This window comes from Roseburia inulinivorans DSM 16841 (assembly GCF_000174195.1).
In the GTDB taxonomy this organism is placed as follows: Bacteria; Bacillota; Clostridia; order Lachnospirales; family Lachnospiraceae; genus Roseburia; species Roseburia inulinivorans.
The window spans coordinates 60,398-80,093 of sequence record NZ_ACFY01000091.1 but is presented as its reverse complement, the minus strand read 5'-3'; the positions used below and the strand labels follow the sequence as shown (position 1 = coordinate 80,093).

Annotated in this window: 24 protein-coding genes and 1 pseudogene; 2 read left to right on the top strand and 23 right to left on the bottom strand. The window is 37.0% G+C overall.

Annotated elements, in window-relative coordinates:
- Positions 1-12: 12 nt before the first annotated feature.
- The 19 genes from ROSEINA2194_RS21100 to ROSEINA2194_RS10015 form a co-directional block, all read right to left on the bottom strand.
- Entirely contained in the window at positions 13-453 is a 441-nt protein-coding gene (locus ROSEINA2194_RS21100) for a hypothetical protein (protein WP_007886367.1), read from the bottom strand.
- The gene (locus tag ROSEINA2194_RS19760) at positions 450-2,846 is read right to left on the bottom strand and encodes a serine/threonine-protein kinase (RefSeq protein WP_007886366.1); all 2,397 of its coding nucleotides are present in this window, start codon (positions 2,844-2,846) and stop codon (positions 450-452) included. Before ROSEINA2194_RS19760 ends, ROSEINA2194_RS21100 begins: the two co-directional genes overlap by 4 nt.
- A 43-nt stretch (positions 2,847-2,889) precedes the next feature.
- Positions 2,890-3,024, bottom strand: coding sequence for a hypothetical protein (locus ROSEINA2194_RS22495; RefSeq protein WP_007886365.1), 135 nt, complete (start codon positions 3,022-3,024; stop codon positions 2,890-2,892).
- Positions 3,025-3,034: 10 nt separating this feature from the next.
- The gene (locus ROSEINA2194_RS10085; RefSeq protein WP_172727089.1) at positions 3,035-3,430 is read right to left on the bottom strand and encodes a PP2C family protein-serine/threonine phosphatase; all 396 of its coding nucleotides are present in this window, start codon (positions 3,428-3,430) and stop codon (positions 3,035-3,037) included.
- Positions 3,409-3,780, bottom strand: a complete 372-nt coding sequence (locus tag ROSEINA2194_RS10080; RefSeq protein ID WP_044927596.1) for a hypothetical protein — start codon at positions 3,778-3,780, stop codon at positions 3,409-3,411. Before ROSEINA2194_RS10080 ends, ROSEINA2194_RS10085 begins: the two co-directional genes overlap by 22 nt.
- A gap of 15 nt (positions 3,781-3,795) precedes the next feature.
- A complete protein-coding gene (locus tag ROSEINA2194_RS10075) occupies positions 3,796-4,263 on the bottom strand; it encodes an FHA domain-containing protein (RefSeq protein ID WP_007886360.1) in 468 nt (155 codons plus the stop codon).
- A 23-nt stretch (positions 4,264-4,286) separates the two neighbouring features.
- The gene (locus ROSEINA2194_RS10070; RefSeq protein ID WP_007886359.1) at positions 4,287-5,153 is read right to left on the bottom strand and encodes a DUF6382 domain-containing protein; all 867 of its coding nucleotides are present in this window, start codon (positions 5,151-5,153) and stop codon (positions 4,287-4,289) included.
- A gap of 15 nt (positions 5,154-5,168) precedes the next feature.
- On the bottom strand, positions 5,169-6,500 hold the full coding sequence (locus ROSEINA2194_RS10065) for a WG repeat-containing protein (RefSeq protein ID WP_007886358.1): 1,332 nt from the start codon (positions 6,498-6,500) through the stop codon (positions 5,169-5,171).
- 15 nt (positions 6,501-6,515) lie between these two features.
- Complete coding sequence (locus ROSEINA2194_RS10060; RefSeq protein WP_252832589.1) at positions 6,516-6,953, bottom strand: prepilin peptidase; 438 nt, start codon at positions 6,951-6,953, stop codon at positions 6,516-6,518.
- Between the two features lie 83 nt (positions 6,954-7,036).
- The gene (locus ROSEINA2194_RS21495; protein WP_007886356.1) at positions 7,037-7,174 is read right to left on the bottom strand and encodes a hypothetical protein; all 138 of its coding nucleotides are present in this window, start codon (positions 7,172-7,174) and stop codon (positions 7,037-7,039) included.
- 21 nt (positions 7,175-7,195) lie between these two features.
- Positions 7,196-8,056, bottom strand: a complete 861-nt coding sequence (locus ROSEINA2194_RS10055) for a TadE/TadG family type IV pilus assembly protein (RefSeq protein WP_007886355.1) — start codon at positions 8,054-8,056, stop codon at positions 7,196-7,198.
- Between the two features lie 5 nt (positions 8,057-8,061).
- Positions 8,062-9,486 (bottom strand): DUF5702 domain-containing protein, encoded by a 1,425-nt coding sequence (locus tag ROSEINA2194_RS21095; RefSeq protein ID WP_172727088.1) that lies wholly within the window; start codon positions 9,484-9,486, stop codon positions 8,062-8,064.
- 52 nt (positions 9,487-9,538) lie between these two features.
- A complete protein-coding gene (locus tag ROSEINA2194_RS10045) occupies positions 9,539-10,501 on the bottom strand; it encodes a hypothetical protein (RefSeq protein WP_007886353.1) in 963 nt (320 codons plus the stop codon).
- 9 nt (positions 10,502-10,510) lie between these two features.
- Positions 10,511-11,173 carry a hypothetical protein gene (locus ROSEINA2194_RS10040; protein WP_007886348.1) on the bottom strand — a complete coding sequence of 221 codons (663 nt, stop codon included), beginning with the start codon at positions 11,171-11,173 and terminating at the stop codon, positions 10,511-10,513.
- Between the two features lie 74 nt (positions 11,174-11,247).
- Positions 11,248-11,457, bottom strand: coding sequence for an archaellin/type IV pilin N-terminal domain-containing protein (locus tag ROSEINA2194_RS10035; protein WP_044927594.1), 210 nt, complete (start codon positions 11,455-11,457; stop codon positions 11,248-11,250).
- Positions 11,458-11,503: 46 nt separating this feature from the next.
- Positions 11,504-12,550 (bottom strand): type II secretion system F family protein, encoded by a 1,047-nt coding sequence (locus ROSEINA2194_RS10030; protein WP_044927592.1) that lies wholly within the window; start codon positions 12,548-12,550, stop codon positions 11,504-11,506.
- Positions 12,551-12,559: 9 nt separating this feature from the next.
- Positions 12,560-13,315: a type II secretion system F family protein gene (locus ROSEINA2194_RS10025; RefSeq protein ID WP_044927591.1), complete on the bottom strand. Its 756-nt coding sequence runs from the start codon at positions 13,313-13,315 to the stop codon at positions 12,560-12,562.
- A gap of 14 nt (positions 13,316-13,329) precedes the next feature.
- Entirely contained in the window at positions 13,330-14,607 is a 1,278-nt protein-coding gene (locus ROSEINA2194_RS10020; protein WP_044927619.1) for a TadA family conjugal transfer-associated ATPase, read from the bottom strand.
- Positions 14,608-14,626: 19 nt separating this feature from the next.
- The gene (locus ROSEINA2194_RS10015) at positions 14,627-15,670 is read right to left on the bottom strand and encodes a P-loop NTPase family protein (protein ID WP_147350251.1); all 1,044 of its coding nucleotides are present in this window, start codon (positions 15,668-15,670) and stop codon (positions 14,627-14,629) included.
- 204 nt (positions 15,671-15,874) lie between these two features.
- Here ROSEINA2194_RS10015 and ROSEINA2194_RS10010 point away from each other — a divergent pair, with 204 nt between their 5' ends.
- The gene (locus ROSEINA2194_RS10010) at positions 15,875-16,180 is read left to right on the top strand and encodes a helix-turn-helix domain-containing protein (protein ID WP_007886338.1); all 306 of its coding nucleotides are present in this window, start codon (positions 15,875-15,877) and stop codon (positions 16,178-16,180) included.
- A gap of 200 nt (positions 16,181-16,380) precedes the next feature.
- Positions 16,381-16,674 (top strand): annotated as a pseudogene (locus ROSEINA2194_RS10005) (transposase); the annotation flags it as partial.
- Between the two features lie 143 nt (positions 16,675-16,817).
- Here ROSEINA2194_RS10005 and ROSEINA2194_RS21090 read toward each other — a convergent pair.
- From ROSEINA2194_RS21090 to ROSEINA2194_RS19750, 4 genes are read right to left on the bottom strand one after another with little or no spacing between them, the layout of a single operon-like run.
- On the bottom strand, positions 16,818-16,994 hold the full coding sequence (locus ROSEINA2194_RS21090; RefSeq protein WP_007886336.1) for a hypothetical protein: 177 nt from the start codon (positions 16,992-16,994) through the stop codon (positions 16,818-16,820).
- Between the two features lie 12 nt (positions 16,995-17,006).
- Positions 17,007-18,077, bottom strand: a complete 1,071-nt coding sequence (locus tag ROSEINA2194_RS09995) for a hypothetical protein (protein WP_044927613.1) — start codon at positions 18,075-18,077, stop codon at positions 17,007-17,009.
- Positions 18,078-18,089: 12 nt separating this feature from the next.
- Entirely contained in the window at positions 18,090-18,431 is a 342-nt protein-coding gene (locus ROSEINA2194_RS19755) for a PEP-utilizing enzyme (RefSeq protein WP_007886334.1), read from the bottom strand.
- Positions 18,428-19,669, bottom strand: coding sequence for a PEP-utilizing enzyme (locus ROSEINA2194_RS19750; protein ID WP_007886333.1), 1,242 nt, complete (start codon positions 19,667-19,669; stop codon positions 18,428-18,430). The genes ROSEINA2194_RS19755 and ROSEINA2194_RS19750 overlap by 4 nt, the downstream gene beginning before the upstream one ends.
- Positions 19,670-19,696: the final 27 nt, after the last annotated feature.

The window sequence follows — 19,696 nt, the reverse complement described above, 5'->3', positions numbered from 1 at the left end:
AAACTCCTTCCTTTATTCTATGTAACTCTCTCCAAGGGCAACCAACTCCTGGAGGGAATATAAACGGCATTGCCGCAATTCCCCAGAACCTGTATCAAAAATAAAAGTATCCTCCACAACATCACACACATTCGGCAGATATGCGATCTCTTCCAATCTGTCATTTAACAGGATTCCATACCTGCCACCTGTTGTGCTGATATATTCTGTCAAAATATCTTCCTGTACCTGCGTCACATACGTCAGATAATCCTCTTTTTCCAGAGATGCAAGCCACTTTCCCGATACACGATCATAAACCTGTGGCGCATCATGAAGGGATGACCTGATTTCATAATTTTCTGTTAAAAATGTTTCATCTAACGTCCTATCCGGTTTTTCACCCTTTTCTTCCGACAGCAGGGTTCCATCTGCCGCACTGTAAGTTCTCACAGTTCCGTCATACCATGTCACTTCCAGATAAGACTCCGGCTCTTTTTGAACTGCTCATCATAAATGCTCTCAGGATTCTCCAGTTCTGTCTCATTGCAAAGTTTTCCATCTCTGTCATATATTCGAAATCCGTTGATTCCAAAAAGCATTGCAGTGTTTCCATCTGTACTCACTCTTGCCTCTTCATGTTTATAACTGGCATCATAGGTAAAAATTGCTGCATCACTGTGTTCCTCTGCCTTCCAGATTCTTACCACCGGTTCATCACGGTTCGCTGCCGTGACATATTCGTGCCCCATCAACACAAAATCACTATTTTTCTCACATGTATCACTCATAACCAACGTTGCTCCACTGTCAAACACTGCAACCTTCTGATTTTCTTCTGCTACTGCAATAAATCTTTCTCCAACGGAAAAACCGGTGATATTTTCGTCCTGTACATATGCAAGTTCTGTCTGTTCTCTAGAAGTGTCCAATTTTACCAGCAGATTTTCATTTGCCAAAAAAATTCCTCTGCTGTCAGCCTGTACAATGTAAGACATATCGGATTGTGCTTCCATCACATCTTCATTCTGTTCTACATCCGTCATTCCAAAAATCGACTTCTGATTATTTTTTGCTGCATATGCAAAAGTAGTTCCACAAAAACCGCCTTCGAACTGTATGTAGTCTGACTGCTCATAGATATCAAAGGTATTTTCCGGGTTTTTCCAGTCAAAAACTGTCAGTCCACCATCTGAGAAGCTTACAGCAAGCCATTTTCCATCTGCACTCAATCGAAATATATAGTCTTTTGGATCTGCAAAAATATCATTTTCAGCAGTCGTCAAATGCCGGTTTTCAAATGAACACTGCCCTGACACTTCCCCTGTCCTGATATCATAAATAGTGGCTGCATTCTGTTCGCAATTAACTGCTGCAACAACCTTTTTGTCTTCTGAAACAGCCAGAATTGTACTTGCCTCTCCACACCACAGTTCTCTTTTCTCCGCAATATCATACGCTGTCGTTCCGTGGTCAGAAGCATAGACGACCCTTCTATCGTCAACAAAAACGCAGTCTGACAATGCCGATTTTTGTATTGGAAGCGAAACAATTTCAGAACCATCATCCAGATCATAAACTGTCACTTCATATCCATACACAACCGCTAACTTTTTTCCATCCGGCGATAATGTCATGTCAAAAGGTGCTGCAGGAAGCTCCAATGAATCATAACTTCCAAATCCATCTGAGAGATCATATACTCCCAATGCATCCGAGAGTGCTTTTTGTGCTTCCGCTGTTACCGGCACTGTGAAAACACTCTTTTTATCAGGGATAGCGTCCAACGCATTTCGGATTGCTCCTGACACATCCCCTTTTTTCAGCTTTTCTCCTGAATATTGTGAAAGTTTTAACGCTTCCTGATAATCCCCTCTCTGTTTCAGGCCAAGCAGCATACCGCCAACTCCTGTCATAAGAAGCAGAAAAAGAAATATTCCCACAGCTCTTACCTGCTTTTTATAACGGATCATTTCCAGATCATTTTGTTTCAGATGTAAAAACGCCTGCAGCATCTCCTCTGCCGTCTGGTATCGGTTTTCTGGCTTTGGTTCCATTGCCTTATTGATAATCTCTGCAACTTCTATGCTGCAATCCTTCTTGTTTAACGGAAGAACCTGCTCTGCATTCTGTGCCGGACGTCTGCCAGATATCAGATGATACAGTGTTGCCCCAAGACTGTAAATATCCGACCTTACATCCAGAAGTTTTCCAGCTTGTCCCCGTGTAACACTTCCTGCTGAGAAAGAAACATTCTTTGTGTCTGTCACCGTCTTTTCGCTGTCATCGCGAACTGTTTTTTCACTATCCTCATAACGAATAAAATCTGCACTGTAATGTTCCGGAGAGGCATATCCCCTGCTGAATCCTACTTTTACCGCACCGTCTTCCCCTAATGCAAGTGCAATATTAAAGTCAATCAGACAGATATCTCCGTTTGGCCGCAGCATGATATTTGCCGGTTTTATATCTCCATGCAGGATTCCATGTGGTGGGCGTTTATGCAGATAGTCCAATGCTTCCAACAGCTGGCAGGCGTATTTTACAATCAGTGGCTGCGCTATTTTTTCACCTCTCGCCAGTATTTTGTCGAGACTCTCGCCTTCAATATAGTCCATAACGGTATAGACCACACCATTTTCCTGAACAAAATCATAGACCTGTGGTATATAAGTATGACTAAGATTTTTCAGCATATCCACTTCACGTCTTAACGCTTCCGGTCTGGTATTCAGATTTCTCCTGTCTGCTTTTAACACAACCAGTTTCTGAAGACGCAGGTGTCTTCCAAGATATACAACCCCGCCGCCACCGGCACCAATTTTCTGATCAATTTCATAAATTCCTGCTATTACCTGAGACATCATTCTTTTCCTTATCTGTTATAAGTTTTATATATACTCTCCATACTTATCCTTTAATCTTGCTGCAATTTTTTCTTTTTATCTTAAAAATGACTATACTTACAACTGCCAGCAAAACAGCTACTCCCATAAGTATGATTCCACCATAAAACCAGCTGTCCATCTGTGATACTCCACCCATATTATTTTCCTCATACTGTAACGAAGCCAACAGATATATTATCTCTCTCGCCCCGCTCCATCATTGTATTAATCAATATGTCACATACTTCATTTGTCCTCTGCTTTTTTCTTATCATAGTCTCATACTGTCTCATATCGTTTTCACTGAAATAATGATAAAATCCATCTGAACAGATAACAAAAATATCCTGCGGCAGAATCTCACCATTTTCACATGAAAACCAGAGTTCATCTGACTTCCCCAGATAATTATTTAAATACTGTTTCATCCTGCCATTTTTCAATTTCGTAGTGCTTGCATCTACGGTCAGCTGATGTAATCGTTTCTCCCTGTACAAATACACTCTGCTATCGCCCACCTGGATGATAAAATAATAATTTCTCACAAGCATGAAAAGTGACATCGTTGTTCCTGTATGAATATTTTTTCCTGCTGCAGCTTTCTTACTGTTGCATTACACTCCTCTGCAAGATCTTTCAGATGACAGATAAGTATTTCTATATCTACAGTTTCAATATCAATCCAGCTGTTAATCTGCAGATACCATTCTTCAATCTGTTTTATGACAATCTGTGATGCCAGTTCACCATGTTCCAATCCACCTATGCCATCACACACAGCAGCAACAACAAAATATTTTTGTTGTTGCTGTAATGCTCTTAGCACAATTGAATCCTGATTTTCATCCCGTGTATTTCCAATATACGTTTTACATCCAACACATAATCTGCTTCTTCTTTTTAATCTGTTCACGCACAACTCCTTCTGTCAGGAAAGAATTACCACCCTATATTTTACCGGTTTGCTTTTTGTAAATTCCAAAATGGCATTATTTTCTAATGGATACGGCTGATTTGGTATCAGAGTATTTCCGTTTAATAATGTATGATTCGCTGAACCAAGATCAATGATACAATATCCGTTTCCAGCTCTTTCAATTCTGGCATGTTTCCTTCCGATTCTGGTAAATTCTTTATTAAAACATACATCCGGTTTTGTCTCATCTGAAGACATTCTGCCTATGGTTATATAAGGGCCTGCAAAATTCAGATTTATCCTTTCTATCGCACCCGGAATTTCTGAGTGCAGTAATTCTAAATACGCATTTACGGCAAAGTTATTGCCCTCATCCTCTGTTTCAGTTATATCTGAACATTGTTGTGGCGTTTCTGTTTTATCTGACTCGAATGCATTGTCATACACATTTTGCATTTCTGCATTCTTCTGTCTCTCCACAAGCTGTTCTTCCTTTGTATCATTTATATCTTTTTTGTTTTCCTTTTTCCAAACAGATTAAAGCCTGTGTTCTTCTTATCTGCCTTTCCAGATTTGTCATCCTTCTTTTTATCTTTTCCACCAAATAATGCGTTAATTGCAGAATCTCCGGAATTTGTTTTCTTTTTGCCAGTATCAAAAATATCAAATGGAGAGTTTTCTACCTGCTGTTCTGCTTTGGCTTCCACAGCTTTTACATGTACATTTTGTTCCGCCAATGGCTGCATGCTCTTTGTCCCGGTATTTTTTATCTCCGGTTTTTCAGGCACTTTTGGCATCCTTATCTCGGCTGTTTTCATATCTGCTTTCATTTCTTTCTGCAAAAGCTGATATAAGTCCGTAAAATTCACATGATCTGATATAAAATACTGATACATGGTCACCTGGAAAGCCGGATCATTTACAATCTTAATCTGACTGAAAATTTTCTTAAAAAACTGAACTATATCTTCATCCTGATTTTGAAAGCTTGCTTCCGGCACATAAATATAACTTGCTTTCATTGTCTGTTTATCTAAAAAAATGTATCTTTCGTCAATACAAAAATTATGATAATCCAAAAACCAGTCTTTCCCTTGTATGAACGGATTCAATAAGCTCATGTACAGCACAATAAACTGATCTTTTGTCATATTCCGGTCAGAATATGCTAAAGCAATCGTATTGATCAGTTTATACTTCAAAGTAATATTTCCGTTTATATTCACATCCCTGTAAGAGATTAAAAAATCCGGCTTGTCCTCTCTTATTACTTTTTCAGCGATCTCATCAATCTCCGGATTTTCCGGCAAGATAACATTCAGAAAATTTGCCTCTAATGTACTTTGCAATGAAAAACTCTCTTTATTCATTTTCCTGATACTCCTTTATTCATTTTCAAAATATTTCAGTTTTATCAATGACATTCCTTCACAAGTCTCTGCCTGCGCTATTCCGTTATGAAAAGGTTCTGCCGCCTGCAGCGGCTCATCAATGACTTTTTCATTGTATATACTGATATAACACCAATCATTTACACTCTGCACTGCTCCCAGCTTCTGCGAAAACGATTTTGCATCATTATATTGGTAATCAATGATCAATTCCCCATTGCGATCAATATATCCCCACCTGCCATCATTGTTTGCAACAGCGATATACCCATTACTTTCCGGAGCTTTTGCATTATCAAACTCTTGCTCCCCAATTCTGTTGCCCTCGGTATCTATCAGATGCCATTTTCCATTTTCTTTGACCATAGCCCTGTCACCTGCAAATGCATTTCCAAGAGAATTAACAGCCGCATCCTCATAAATAAAGTCTGTTACCGTCTTACCCGAATCTGTTATCACACCCCATTTGCCATCTTTACACACTGCTGCCACACCACATGCATTTCCTGTCATCTTTTCAAATTGAAACGCCTCTGCCAAAGGCTCAAAATCGTAATCATAATAACTATAACTTCCCTTCCTTTGACCAAGAATATGTGAACCGCTTACCATGAGTACATCTGACATTTTTTCGTAACTGCTGCCATCATCTGCTCCATACCAGTCACCATTTTTTAAAATTGAATAATATGTATCGTTTTGCTGTACCACAGCAAAACCATCCGTTCCGAATGCAGTCGCACTGTCATAGTCAAATGCGATCTCCACCCTTCCGTTATTGTTGATATAACCCCATTTTTCACCATTATATGCTGGCATCAGAGTGTTATCTTCCGTTGGAAGGATCTGTTCAAATCCAACAATACTCAAGGTGTATGCATAACGTATCTGTTCCAGATAATCCTGTAAGCCTGTCGTCTCTAATTTTGCAATTCCACTTTCCAATAACGGAACCGCTTCCTCAAGATCTGCATGTTCCACATAGTATTCTGCTGCTTTTAAATATTCTTCTTCCTTCGCCGTTCCATCCGCTGCCCGCTTCACCGCTAGTTCACAGTAATCGCCCATATCCTCGTAGGCTTCATATGCTTGCAGTAATTTTTCCTGAATATCCACTGTCAAACTGGTTTTGTTCTGCAAAGCTTCTTTGTATAATTCAATCGCCCTGACATACAATTTTCTTTCTGCCAGCTGATCTGCCTGTTCAACAAGCTGTTTTTGTTCCGCTATGACTTCTGCTCCTGTAGAACTGTGCACCGAAAGCAGCCAGCCGGCTAGAAGCAATATGGTAATTCCAAAAACAAACAGTACTTTTTTAGATTTCATATGTTTTCTCCATCTCTACATAATAATATAGGTAATGATCGTCCCTAAATATAGGAACGGTGTCATTGGAACTCCGTCTTTTCTCGTAATCTTCTTTCGAATCAGAAGCAGTACAGAATACACGCAACAGATAAGTGTTCCATAAAAAACAGCTCCGATAATTCTTTCCCCTGTAAGATATAAGCCCATCACAAATACAAGTTTGACATCACCTGCGCCAAGCTGCCCTTTCGACAGAAGATAGCACAGTAAAAAGATGATTCCTCCAATTGTTCCTCCTGCCAGCGACTCAAACAATATTGTGAGTCCAAATTCTGTCTGCAAAATCAGAAGCATACTGACACCAGCAGTCCAAAATAACAACAAGAGAACAAGTATTTTATTTGGTATTATTTTCCTTTTTATATCCGTCACTGCTAATATTCCTAACCCACAGAAAAATATCAAAGTCATCGCAGTCTGTATGACGGTGAGATTGCTCAGTCGATTCATGCCGATCCAGAATGCTGCAATAAACTGAATGATTCCAACCGCTATTACCGTTCCATCTGTAATCCATGTATTTTTCTTTTTAAATCCAGATTATATTTTTTATCTATCAGATATTGTGAAGCATAATACAGACCTGTCGTCAGAACTGCCTCCAATACTACACTTGCAAAATTCATTTTCATGTTCTTCTCTCTGTTGTCTATTCAGGGTATATAGGTAACTCCATCTCCATCTAACCATGCTGGCACACTGACACGCTGTATCACATGAATGGTATCTTCCGGCAATATAAAACTGATAAATTTCAGCTCAATATCATAGGAAACAACGATATCGATCATCCGCTTTTCTGTGTCACAAAACATTGTAGAGCCCGAAAAGTCAAGTCCCTCATAACCGTTTACTACTCCGTGAGCCCGCAGCCATGCATCTGCATTCATGCCGCTTCCCTCGATATAATTCCCTGTGAGGACATCTGCCGCTGCCGTTGCACCTGCACTTTTTATCGCATAAGAACCAGCAGAGGCTCCCATGTAGATCATTCCTGTCAGAAGTGATTTGGGATCTTTGCAGAGTGATGCTACGTCTTCCACTGTTTTTTTGGTAGATTCCACTGTCGAGGTTCCACTCTGTAATGTTTTATCTGCCTGCTCATAGATACTGCTCAGATTTTCGCCGGATACCTCAATATCCTGAAACATTTCCGCTGTTGTATTGGCATCCGACCAAAAAGTCTGTATTTTGTTCATCGTATCAATGACCTGTCCTGCTGTCTGGTCAATCGGCTTTGTATATTTGCTTCCGTCCGCTTTCACGCACTGCTCCGCTTTTCTGACACCTAATGTCTGATACAGATATGAGTAGCCAGACAGTTGATGTGCTGTTGAATTAATGGCAAACTGAACTTTGTTATGTACAATAAAGATATTCGTCAGATAAATAATTGCAATCACGACCATCAGAAATATCATAAATGAGATGGTTGCTTCCACTACGATCATGCCCTGTTCTTCGGTCTGTATTTTTTTCTTTATTCTTTTCAACTGACTGGGAAAATTTTTCATATGCCTTAATACCCTCTTGTCACTGTAAATTTGTATCCATTTTTCTCAAACTCGGTCAGACTCTGATACGTTCCACCATCTATCATCTGCTTTGCAAATTGATCCGGCATGACTACAAAACCGAGTTTGACGCTACATGAAGCGTTTACAGCCGTATATGCATTGTCCAATTTAAAATTTAATTCCGTTAACGTATCATCTTCCTGTAGTTTTATCTGAGCAGCATTCACATTCAGTTCGATCAGATTACCGGTTCTCTGCGTCAGCTGGTCTGATGTAGTGAGAAAAATCAACATAATTTTCAGATACTGATCATAATCCATTCCTTTATCCTGCTCGACTGTCTGCACATCAAGTCCAAGTAAACCTTCAAATACGGACAATGCGTTCATATCCTGAATTTTGTTCTTTGTCAGAATAACTTTTTTTCCTTCTGTAAGATATTTCCAATCAGCAACTGTTTCTGCTGTTGCAACAGTGCACCGCAGCGCATTTTCAACTGTAAGCCCGAGAATCGGATTGATTACATAAGCTGACGCCGAAATACTGACAATCGCACTGTTAATCTCTGGTATGCTATATGTGGATGTATAGTTACAGATGGAGCGTACTGCCAAAATTTTATTTCTGGCAACATTCAAATTGTCTGATGATGAATTTGAACCCCCTAACAAATATTCCAGTTCTGCCTGATATAGGTAATTAAGTCTGCGGTTCATCTCATATCCCGTCAATGATTGTGCTTTTGCTTCTGTTTCTTTTACGTTTGTAGTTCTGCTTGAAAACATTCCAAAGTCATATTCCACCGTATATACTTTCAGTAATAGTTTATTTGCTACATTTTTAAAACTGTTAATTTTAAATAAATCTGCTGCACTACTGATCAGATCTTTTATTTTAAATGTTCCACCGACACCCCTGTTTCCATATCCAAATTCTTCTGGAATATCCCTTGCTGTTGTCGGTTCATTCTCTTTCAATTCATTCTGCTGTTTTTCCGTTAATTCTTCTGCTTCTTTCTTTTTTGACTTCGCAGAAGAATCGTCTCCCTCACCCTCAAAAGTTTTTTCCAATGAATTATATAGTGTTGCATATTCTACAACATCCTCAAACTTTTTCCATTTATTTACATCCAAAGGACTGGCTAATTCTTCCTCATAATCCTTTCCTTCCAGCAGAGATTCTTTCTGCTTCTTCTCACATTCTATTATGTCATCCGTTTCAGAATCATAAGAACGATTCTGAGCTGTGTCATTCTCATCTATATAGGAAGCAATTTGTGGATATAATTCTAACTGTGAAAAAAGTTCATCCACTTTTTTTAACTGCTCTTCAATTCCTTTTTTTAAGGAATCTGTAATATCCTGTGAATTTAGAATACCTTTCAGTTCTGCCTCAAGTGTCTGGATTGTTTCCTTCTTCGCATTCATCTGATCTCCATACTCTTTTAAATCACGTATTTTATCAGGATAATTTGTAACGTTAATCGGAACTGTTTTTTGCATCCTCAATCAGGAGAATATAGGCATCCATTTGATCCGACAATTTGTCTTTTCGTGCCTCTGTATCATTTATATAATTGTCATATATTTGCAGAAGCGCCGTTTCTTCTTCCGTCAATTCTACTGCATTTTCTTCATCTTCCTCATTATGACTGCGCTTTTCCAATGCTACATTTATCTCATTTTCATCAGCCAGCACATAATCCCTATAATGCATATAGGCATCCGAATTAATAATTTCTTCAAAACCGGCATCACACAGCATATAAGCATCATTGATCCCATCGATATAATCCGGGTACGCTTTTATATCTTTTAATTCAAGATAATATTTCTGTGCAATTTTTAATAACTCCTCCACTTCATTATCTAATTCCAGTTTCTTATCAAGTGCCTTTCCATCATTCTCTTTGTTCTGTATCTGCGATATGTTATCTATAAGTTCAGTTCCATCATCCAATAGTCCCTGTGCAATACGAAACTTCATAAAATCCCCAATCTGCGTATCCAAAACTGCATGATTCGAGAGATGTGATTCCGGGATAAATTCTTTTTCCAATGTTATATCTGCATCCTGATAAGGCATGAAGCCATCTAAAGTATTCATTCCCAGATAATCCTGTACTTCTTCAAAATGTTCCCACGAAATATTATTCTGTGCCGGATCAAAAGAACTGCTGACATACCCCTGCAATTTATCTAAATTATTTAAAGCTTTGTCATCCTGTGTGACCGCAAACAGCCCATACAATTCCTTCAACAGATTGTCATACTGCGTAAGCACCGTCTCTCCGTAATTATCTGCCGTCATCACAGCCTGATTTCCATATAATTTAATTCTTGCAAGATCGACCATAAACCCGGTAAAAAAAATAGTAGGCACCAAAATGAGTGTAACCAGAACGGTTATGGAACCTTTTACTGTCTTAAACAACCTCTGCATATATGCCTCCTAGCTGACACCAAATTTTTGTTTGAATTTTTCATAAAATCCTTTTGCTTTATCCACAAGTCCGCTTGCAGCCTGCCCCAGTTTTGTATCCTCTACAATGTCAAAAACAAAATCTGTATTGCGTATAAAATCATCTGCATTCGAGATCACAACAGTCGATGTACACGATATTTTCATAGAATCCGGTACACCGATCACCGACAGACTGATTGCCGGTTTTACTGTCTGCGTTGCAGTCGCCTTAACTTCTTTGTATACAACATAATTTTTTGTAGAAGTTGTCAGTTTTACATTAGAACCTGTGTCAAAAAACATGTATCCACACATGGATCTGAAAAACCTTTCGAACTTTGCATTCTCGAATTTCATTCCGAGAAAACGATAAGGCTGCTCATAAGTTGGGGATGCATAACTGCTTCCATTTGCAGTAGTTACACTGCCGCTCTTCTGATATGACATCGCATCCGAAGCATGAACATAGGTGTCTGAATCCACATTTTTATAATAAATCAATGCATTTTCCACATTTGCCTGTAAATTTGCTTTCTGGCATACAAATATGGAGGCATAATATAAAGCAAGCACCATAAGTATGCAGAAAGGAAGCAGCATCGTGGCTTCAACTATCGCTGTCCCTTTTTCACTTTTTATTAACTGCCTCATATTATGCCCTCCAAAATTCAAACGCTTTTCTAATAACTGTCATTCTTTCGAATACAGAATTGGTCATTTTCTTCCTAGATGGATTCACCTAAAATTCTCTTCCAGATATCTTCAAACCATTTCTGAAGATTATCCCAGAATATAGCTGTTAATAACACTACGATCAAAATTAAAAGTACTGTTGCCACAATGGATGATACACCGGACTCATCCCTTTTTAACCCATTGATAAACTGTGCCATTCTGGTTTTTCCACCAATATATAATCTGTCTAATGTTCTCATCTTCCTATTCCTCCTCATGTAAAAAATATATTATTATCCGTCATGATCAAAAATTGAAGCCACTCATGACCGGAACAATAATCAAAATTATAATTCCACCAAACATAAGCATCGTCGGCAGAAGAAGCTTTGACTGTATTTTTTCTCCCATGCGTCTTGCATTGTGCTTATGTTCCAGCCAGCTTTCATCATTCAGCTGCCGGAAAAGAGTAACAATTTCTGAATTTCCTTTTGAAATATTCTGTATAATGGCTGTTGCAAGTTTTGTTGTATAGGTATTGCTACACCTTGAAATAAATTTTGAATATGCCTCTACAGGAGATACATTATTATCAAAATCAACCAGCACACGTTTCATCTCTTTATATAACGTTCCTTCTCCACTTGCGCTTGCAAGTCTCCATGCCTGACTCACTTCCATTCCTGCAACTGTAAGCAATGTCATTTTTGATATTACCTGTGGGAACTCCCGTTCAATATCTTCCTGCCTTTTCGACACGACTGCATTTACGCTGTCATATGGAATATATCCAAGTAAACCAAAAATAACAAATATGACAATCCCTATCAAAAAGCTTCTCATTCCCATATTCATTGCCAATCCAATTGCTATTCCGGCAAACAATCCTGCCATGCCAAGGATTATATTTCCTATCAAAGTTGCAAGCAGATAATATGTATAATGGATTGCTTCTTTCTTCTCTTTAAATTGCATACATTTCTGATTGAGTTTTTTCACTAAATCATTCGTAGCATCCCATGTCAATACCTGTATAAGACGATACCCAGCCAGTGGCACTGTATCCAGAACGTTTAATTTTCCCATGTTCAATAATTCCAACTGCTTTTTTGCCTCATCCTGCTTTTTTTTCAGTTTCTGTCCCTGTTTTATCTTTTTTCTGTCTATAAACTGACTGTCTTTCTGCAATTGCGCAGCCAATCCAAGCATTTCTATCTGTGTCTCCCTGATCGTCTCCTGCTGTATCTCCATACAACTTGCGGTCAACGTCTCAGACAGTTCTTCTCCTGCCGTTAAATACAGATATGCAAAAACTCCAAAAAATACAGTCGCTGCTGCCATACATAAAATCATATCTGCCTCCTACACCTCAATATCACTGCTTTTTACCGCCAGAATATAAGACACTGCAAAAATGATAAGTGCGATGGTTGCACTAAGATGACCTGCGGCTGTTGTAAACAATGAATCCAATAGACCACTTCCCATACCGGACATTGCTACCACAATAACAATCGGCATAATCAGCATGACCATTGTCTCTGACTTTGCTGATATGATAGTTGTCTCAATTTCCTGTTCAATCTCTATTTTGTCCCGTATGATTTCTTCTGTCTGTGTAAGGATATCGCCAAATCTGTCACTTTTTCCTTCAATGACGGAATAGACTGCTGCAAAACTGTGTATATCTTCCAGTTCACTCCGGTCTGCAAAATCTTCAAACAATTCTTTTAATGGAATACCACCTTTTTCGTATTGGAGTATCATATTTTCTACTTCCAGCACAATGTCTGCTTTACTGCTATAAGATAATCTCAAATCATCTAAAGCTGATTTCACAGCATATATCTCTACATTTCCTGCTCTCACAGCAACACTCATAGAACCCAAAAAATCTTTAAACTGGAGCCGCAAAGTCTTTTTTCTCTTTTTTACGGTACTTTCCGCATACATTTTTTCAACATAGACCGCTGTCAAAAAGCCTATGACAACCGAGACTGGCACAATATGATAAAACAAATAAACAATGCCTGAAATTAATATTCCAAACAAAAAATACATAAGGATATGTTCCCATTTTTTCATACTGCACTGATTATAGTATGGCATCTTATTCATTCGTTTTTCCTCTTTTATTCTTCCAGGTAATCATATATTCCACTTGCGATAAATTTATCAGGATGAACCATTTTATTATTGGTACGTTTTAAGGATCCTGAAACCTTACGAACTGTAGAGTCTTCATCTTCCTCAAATTTGAAAAGTGGATTCAAAATAATTGCTCCATTTTCCATTCCAATCACTTCCGTAATTTCCATTGTTTTTCTTGTTTTATCCCTCATTCTCGATAAATGAACTATAATATCAACTGCGGAAGCAATCTGCTGTCTGATTGCCTCTAACGGCAATCCCGCTTCACCGCTTAACACCATAGTTTCCAGACGGCTCAACATATCATAAGCAGAATTGGCATGACCGGTAGACAAACTTCCATCATGCCCTGTATTCATGGCCTGCAGCATGTCCAATGCCTCTGCACCACGAACCTCACCTACTACAATACGTTCCGGACGCATTCGAAGTGAAGATTTGATCAGATCTCTGATTGTGATTGCTCCCACACCTGCCGAATTTGCGTTTCTTGTCTCCAGACGAACAAGATTTGGAATATTACGGATCTGCAGTTCCGCCGAATCTTCGATTGTGATCACTCGTTCATCCGAGGGGATATAATTTGACAAAGCATTTAAAAATGTTGTTTTACCAGAACCTGTTCCTCCACTTATAAAAATGTTATATTTTGCCCTGACCAGTTTTTCCAAAAAAACGGCTGCTTCTGATGTAATAGATTTATATCCGATGAGCTTTTGAATGGTCATTCCCTCTTCCGGGAATCGACGAATTGTAACAATTGGTCCATTTAAAGCTATTGGATCAAGCACAACATTTACACGGGATCCATCCTCTAATCTTGTATCTACAATCGGATTACTTTCATTAATGGATCTACCCATATCCTGTACAAACTTTGTTATAATATTTCTTAAATTGTCTGCACTTTCAAATTTATCCGGAATACGTGACAGTTTTCCATTTCTCTCAACAAATATACAATCATAACCATTGATCATGACTTCAGTGATCGATTTATCACTAATAATCTTGCCAAGGATTCCCAACCCACGAATTGATTCAAACACTGCATCCGTAAGACCTTTTTTTGCCTTAAATGAAATGGATGAATAATAAGACGCTTTCTCCTCATCATCTAATTCACACTGATGCATTCTTCTTTCCAGCATATTGCTGATCCGTTCTCTTAATTTTTCATCTGATAATTCAGAATATGTCGGATCTTCTACTACAAATTTTCTTATTTCGCCGATTTCTTCTGTAAAATAATCTTTCATAACCTCACTCTTTTCCACCTTATATCATCTGTAACAGATAATTTGTACAGGAATCTTTTGCCATTGCTTCTACGAATTGTGTTGGATCAGGGTTTTGCGTAACATTAATTCTTCCAACTATCGGAATATCTGTTTCCACAATATTATCTTTTCCTCTATAAAAATTAACCGTACGTGACATTTTATTTCCATACGCATTGATAATATGGGATTGCCGATAAAAACACTTCATTTTCTCCATAGAAATCACATCCGGTTTCTCAATCACCTGAATTTTGTCTGACAATTCGAATAATGCCAATGCCTTCTGATTAACACTTACTCCCATGTCAATTACCAGAATGTCAAAAAGTCCTGTATTACATATGACATCTATCAGTTCTTTCTCCTCATCTTCTGAAAGTTCATAAAGATCATTTGGGCTTTGAAATTGAGCCAGATAATACAATCTGTCCTGCTTCTTCTGTATCAGGCTTTGCAGCTTCATTGTAAAATTAATGTTTTCTCCTAAATTGGCTGCCATTTCTGACAATCCCTTTGCATCACTTTGAGGCAGATAAAAACTTTGTGATCCTATCTCTTCCAGATTAAGATATAAGCATTGGTATCCCTGTATTGCATACTTTGTGGCTGCTATCAACGCAAGCGTTGTTTTTCCGCATCCTCCGATCGGAGAATAAAATGATACAACAGATGTTGCCTTCTGACCTATAATATTACCGGTATCACCACACACTTCAGAATATGCTTCCAAAATCTGTTGATAGATTTTACTTACTCTCTGATATTTATAAATCTTCTTGAAATCCAGAAATGATTCATCTACTCCAGTGTTCTCATCTAAAAGAAGAATGGAAAGCATGTCTTTTTTTTCAATCACTATTCCCTGTACGATAGATTCATCAAATAAAAGTACATCAAATTTTCTATTATCCAATGCTCCTTCAAGTGATTTTTCATCTGTAAATACAGATACATCAATATCTCCATAAGTTTCTAATACATTTAGGATTCTTCGAATATATTCACTATTTTTATCTGCAATAGCAATTTTTAAAATCATATGTTCCACCCCATTTTTACCTTTATTTATATTCACTTTAATCTCTATAGATATAATTGTCAATATCTATAGTTGTAATTTAATTCAATTTTATTTGCTACTTTGATAACGTATGCCCATATAGGATGCAGAATATTTTTTCTTCTTCTGGGCATATTTTATTTGACTTTAGAAATCCGTTTGTGAAACAAAGGGGATATATTTATGAACATAGGAGAAAAAATAACATATTACAGAAAGAAAAAGAATTATTCGGTAAATAAACTGGCAAATTTAGCAGGTATCTCCCAAAGCTATCTGAGAGATATTGAACTTGGCAACAAAAATCCAACGATTGAATTTTTATCCTATATCTGTGAAGCACTAAATATTTCCTTAAAAGATTTTTTTGATGATGATACCTCTTCCCTGCTAGATGATCCTCTGATCTGCCGCATTTATCAGCTTTCTCCAAAGCAAAAGGATGCATTACTCACATTTCTTAATACACTGATGCCCTCGGATAATTAACATTCATAAACAACAAAAAGGGACTGTGAAAAAAGAATAGTCCCGAAAAAAAGAAAGACCAAGAGTTTATAATGAACTCAAGGTCTTTCTTTCTGTTATAATTAACTTGTAGAAAAAAATAATAACATAATCTATTCTAACCCAAAACAGGCAGTTTTGCCAATGCTAATTCAAGATTATTTGGACATCTGTGATCCAGTGCAGAACAATGTAAAAAGACAGATAAAAACCGTACTGTACGGATCAACCGCGAACTTACAGCGATGCATCAGGAAGTGATAGAAAATCTCGAAAGCATCCAGGGAGCGTTTCTAAGGATGAACAGATCCATTCAGGCAGAAGGTACCTTTGGTATCATGAAAAACGACCGGTGGTACAAAAGAATTGTCCGAAGAGGAATAAAATCTGTATTGCTTGAAGTATTTCTCGTTTCTATCGGACACAATCTTTATAAATATCACAACAAACAGAAAACAGTTGCAGCTGCCGCATAAGATTTCATAATATTATTCTTATGGGGTAAGGGGAACTATACCCTTTTTTATGTAATATAGCTATTATTATAACTATAAGCAAAAGGACGAATGAAAAAACTCTCGTTTTTTCACACGCCCTTTTTGTAACTGTTTATCTTTTCTTATGCGTTCTGTTTTTTATATGCGGAAATATATTCCTGTGCTTTTTGTAGTGAAACATTCAACTTTTTTTGAAGTCTTGCTAAAATATCCTCCTCAGAAAGTCCAAAATCATGCCCCATTTCAATAATACCTTTTGCCTCTCCTTCATTCCATGTTTCCTGAAATACACTGACCATACCTTTTTCTCCTTACAGCTTCTTTTCCAATAATACATATTCATATCTGTCCCGAATTAATTCACTTGCATAACTCTGTGTGATTTTACCATCTCTTACTAATGCACCAATACTCGGAACATGTTTATTCTTTAATTCCATTGTAATAACATTAGATAATGCATTCCCTAATCCCAGATGTCTTCTATCTACTCCCATATAAAGCATCACATATTCATCCGGTTTATTTTTTATTTGAAGAATTTTAAAAAAATTTCTGACATTTAATTTATAAGGCAAATTAGCATAATTCGGAACACTTATAAAGAATCCAACAACTTCTTCTTTATAGAAAGCAATTTTAACCATATCATAGTCTAATATGTATTTATAAGAGCCGAAAATATCCATAAAATCTTCTTTTTCAATATACTTAAAAGCCGGAAAATCACTGTATAAATCCATGATCAGTTCATACACTTTTTCCATGATATATGGATAGTTCTTCTTCGCAGGGCTTTTGATCTCATAACCTTTATTCAGAAATTGTTCATAACGTTTCTCGAATTTCTCGTTATAATAATCCATATCTATAATAGGATAAATATTAGATGTATAATGATTTTGTACTACAAACCCGCAATCCGAGAGTAATTTATAATAATAATTTTTATTATACGGTTCCCCTGTATACGGAATTCTATCAAACAAATTAATTTTCAATCTATATTTTATCCAAAAAGAAGCATCCACAGGACCTGACAATTTCGTTTTTCCATCCTTTTTGGCTTTTTTTGAAACAGTATCTAACAATTGTTCTGCTATTTCCTGCTGTCCGATACATTCAAAAAAGCCAAAATATGCGACATCATCCTCCGGATAATATGTCAACATACATCGCGCAACAGGCATCTGGCTGTTTTTATCAATTACAACAAAAGGTGTAATGTTAAAATATTTACTTAAGGTGTGTTTTTCATGTAATAGTTTATATTCTGTATCATAATCCTGTGTCAGCTCATTCTTTTGATATAATTTGCCGGGTAATGCCAAAAAACCTGTATATACCAGATCGTTTTTTCCATAAATCACTTTATAGTTCATATGCTTCTCCATTTATAAAGTTCCATCTATTCTTCTTACAATTCCCTTGTATGCATCTAACTGCACTCTGTCTCCGTTCTTGAGCAGCCCTGTTGCATTTTTAACATTTACAATAGAAGGCTTTTTCAGTTCTCTTGTAATGATCGCCGTATGGCTTAAAATAGAACCTCTCTCTACAATAATCCCTTTCGCATCCTTGATCAGCAATACCCATCCCGGATCTGTCGATTCTGCGACTATAATTTTATTTTTAACGCTTAGGTTGGAATCAGCTTCTTTTACAACAATCACTTCCCCTTCCACGATTCCCATCGAAGAACCTATTCCAAATAAATTGTCATGATTGTTTATCATACTGATATTTTCAAAATGTTTTTCAACGATTTCATCTGCGTAAACCAGCCTGCTATAAGCTGGAATATTTTCATTTTTTTATATTCAATTTTTCTCGCCTTTACCAGTCCAATATAAGAATCCTTTTCGTTAATCTCATCCAAAAACAGATAAAAAATGTCTTCTCTATGTTCTAATTTTCCCTCTGCGGTCAGAATTTCACCAATTTTCAGGAAAATACTTCTTGCCAGCCCAAAAATCCTGGTTCTGTTTAATCTTGAGATTTCCCTGTTATAAATGCCAAGTTTTGCTTTCTTTAACTTTCTATTTTCTTTCATATTTTCACTTGTCTTGTTCAGACTGGTCTCATTTTGTGTTTGAATATACTCCAATAACAAATCCGGATTCACTCTGTAAGTCTGTGTTTCAAGCTTTAATTCGCCCAGACATCTGTCGCCATACAATTCAATATATTGCTCAAATAATTTATTAAACCGATTCGATTTTTTTTCTTTTTTATAAACATGAATCAGCATATTAAGAGCCATGACCGGCTTCATGCTCTCAAGGTTCTTAATATCATTTAATTGCTCCTTCTCTTTTTTCGATAAAAGTCCTGTATAAATAAAAGTATACATATCATTGATCAGTGTAATATACCAGTCACTGGAAATTGCCGTTTCTATCACTTTATAGGTATCTAATAAATCCTGAAGCGAATTTTGAGATTGAACCTGCTCCTTAAAAATTATTAAATCAGCCTCAAATTTTCTGTTCAATTTTTCCATTGATCCGGGAGTTGATTTTAAAAAATGCAAGAATGAAATCACAATTTTTATTTTCGTTAAAAATGTAACAGGTATCTTTTCATCATTTACATATTTATTCTCAACCCCTAACATTTCCTGCCATATTTTAATTAATTTGTCTGAGCATGGTAATAACTTGATGATCAGATACCAATTATTGATATCATAATAAATTCTTCCATTTGTGCATGCCAGCATATGATCTAAATGATCTGACATACCGTCCACTAAATTTTTATCCTTTTGGGATAAGTGATAAATACAATGTTTAAAAACATCTGCATAAATCTGCTTTGCAAAACTCTGAGTCAACGGCAGCGAGATTCCCGGATAACTCTCAACAATATTACTATTATCTAAAATGACCGTCTTACTGTATTTTAAAGTTGTAATTGGTCTTGCCTGTAAAATGTAGACATTATCATCTTTAACTGCATACTCAATATCCATATCTTTCTGTAAAAATTTTTTTTATTT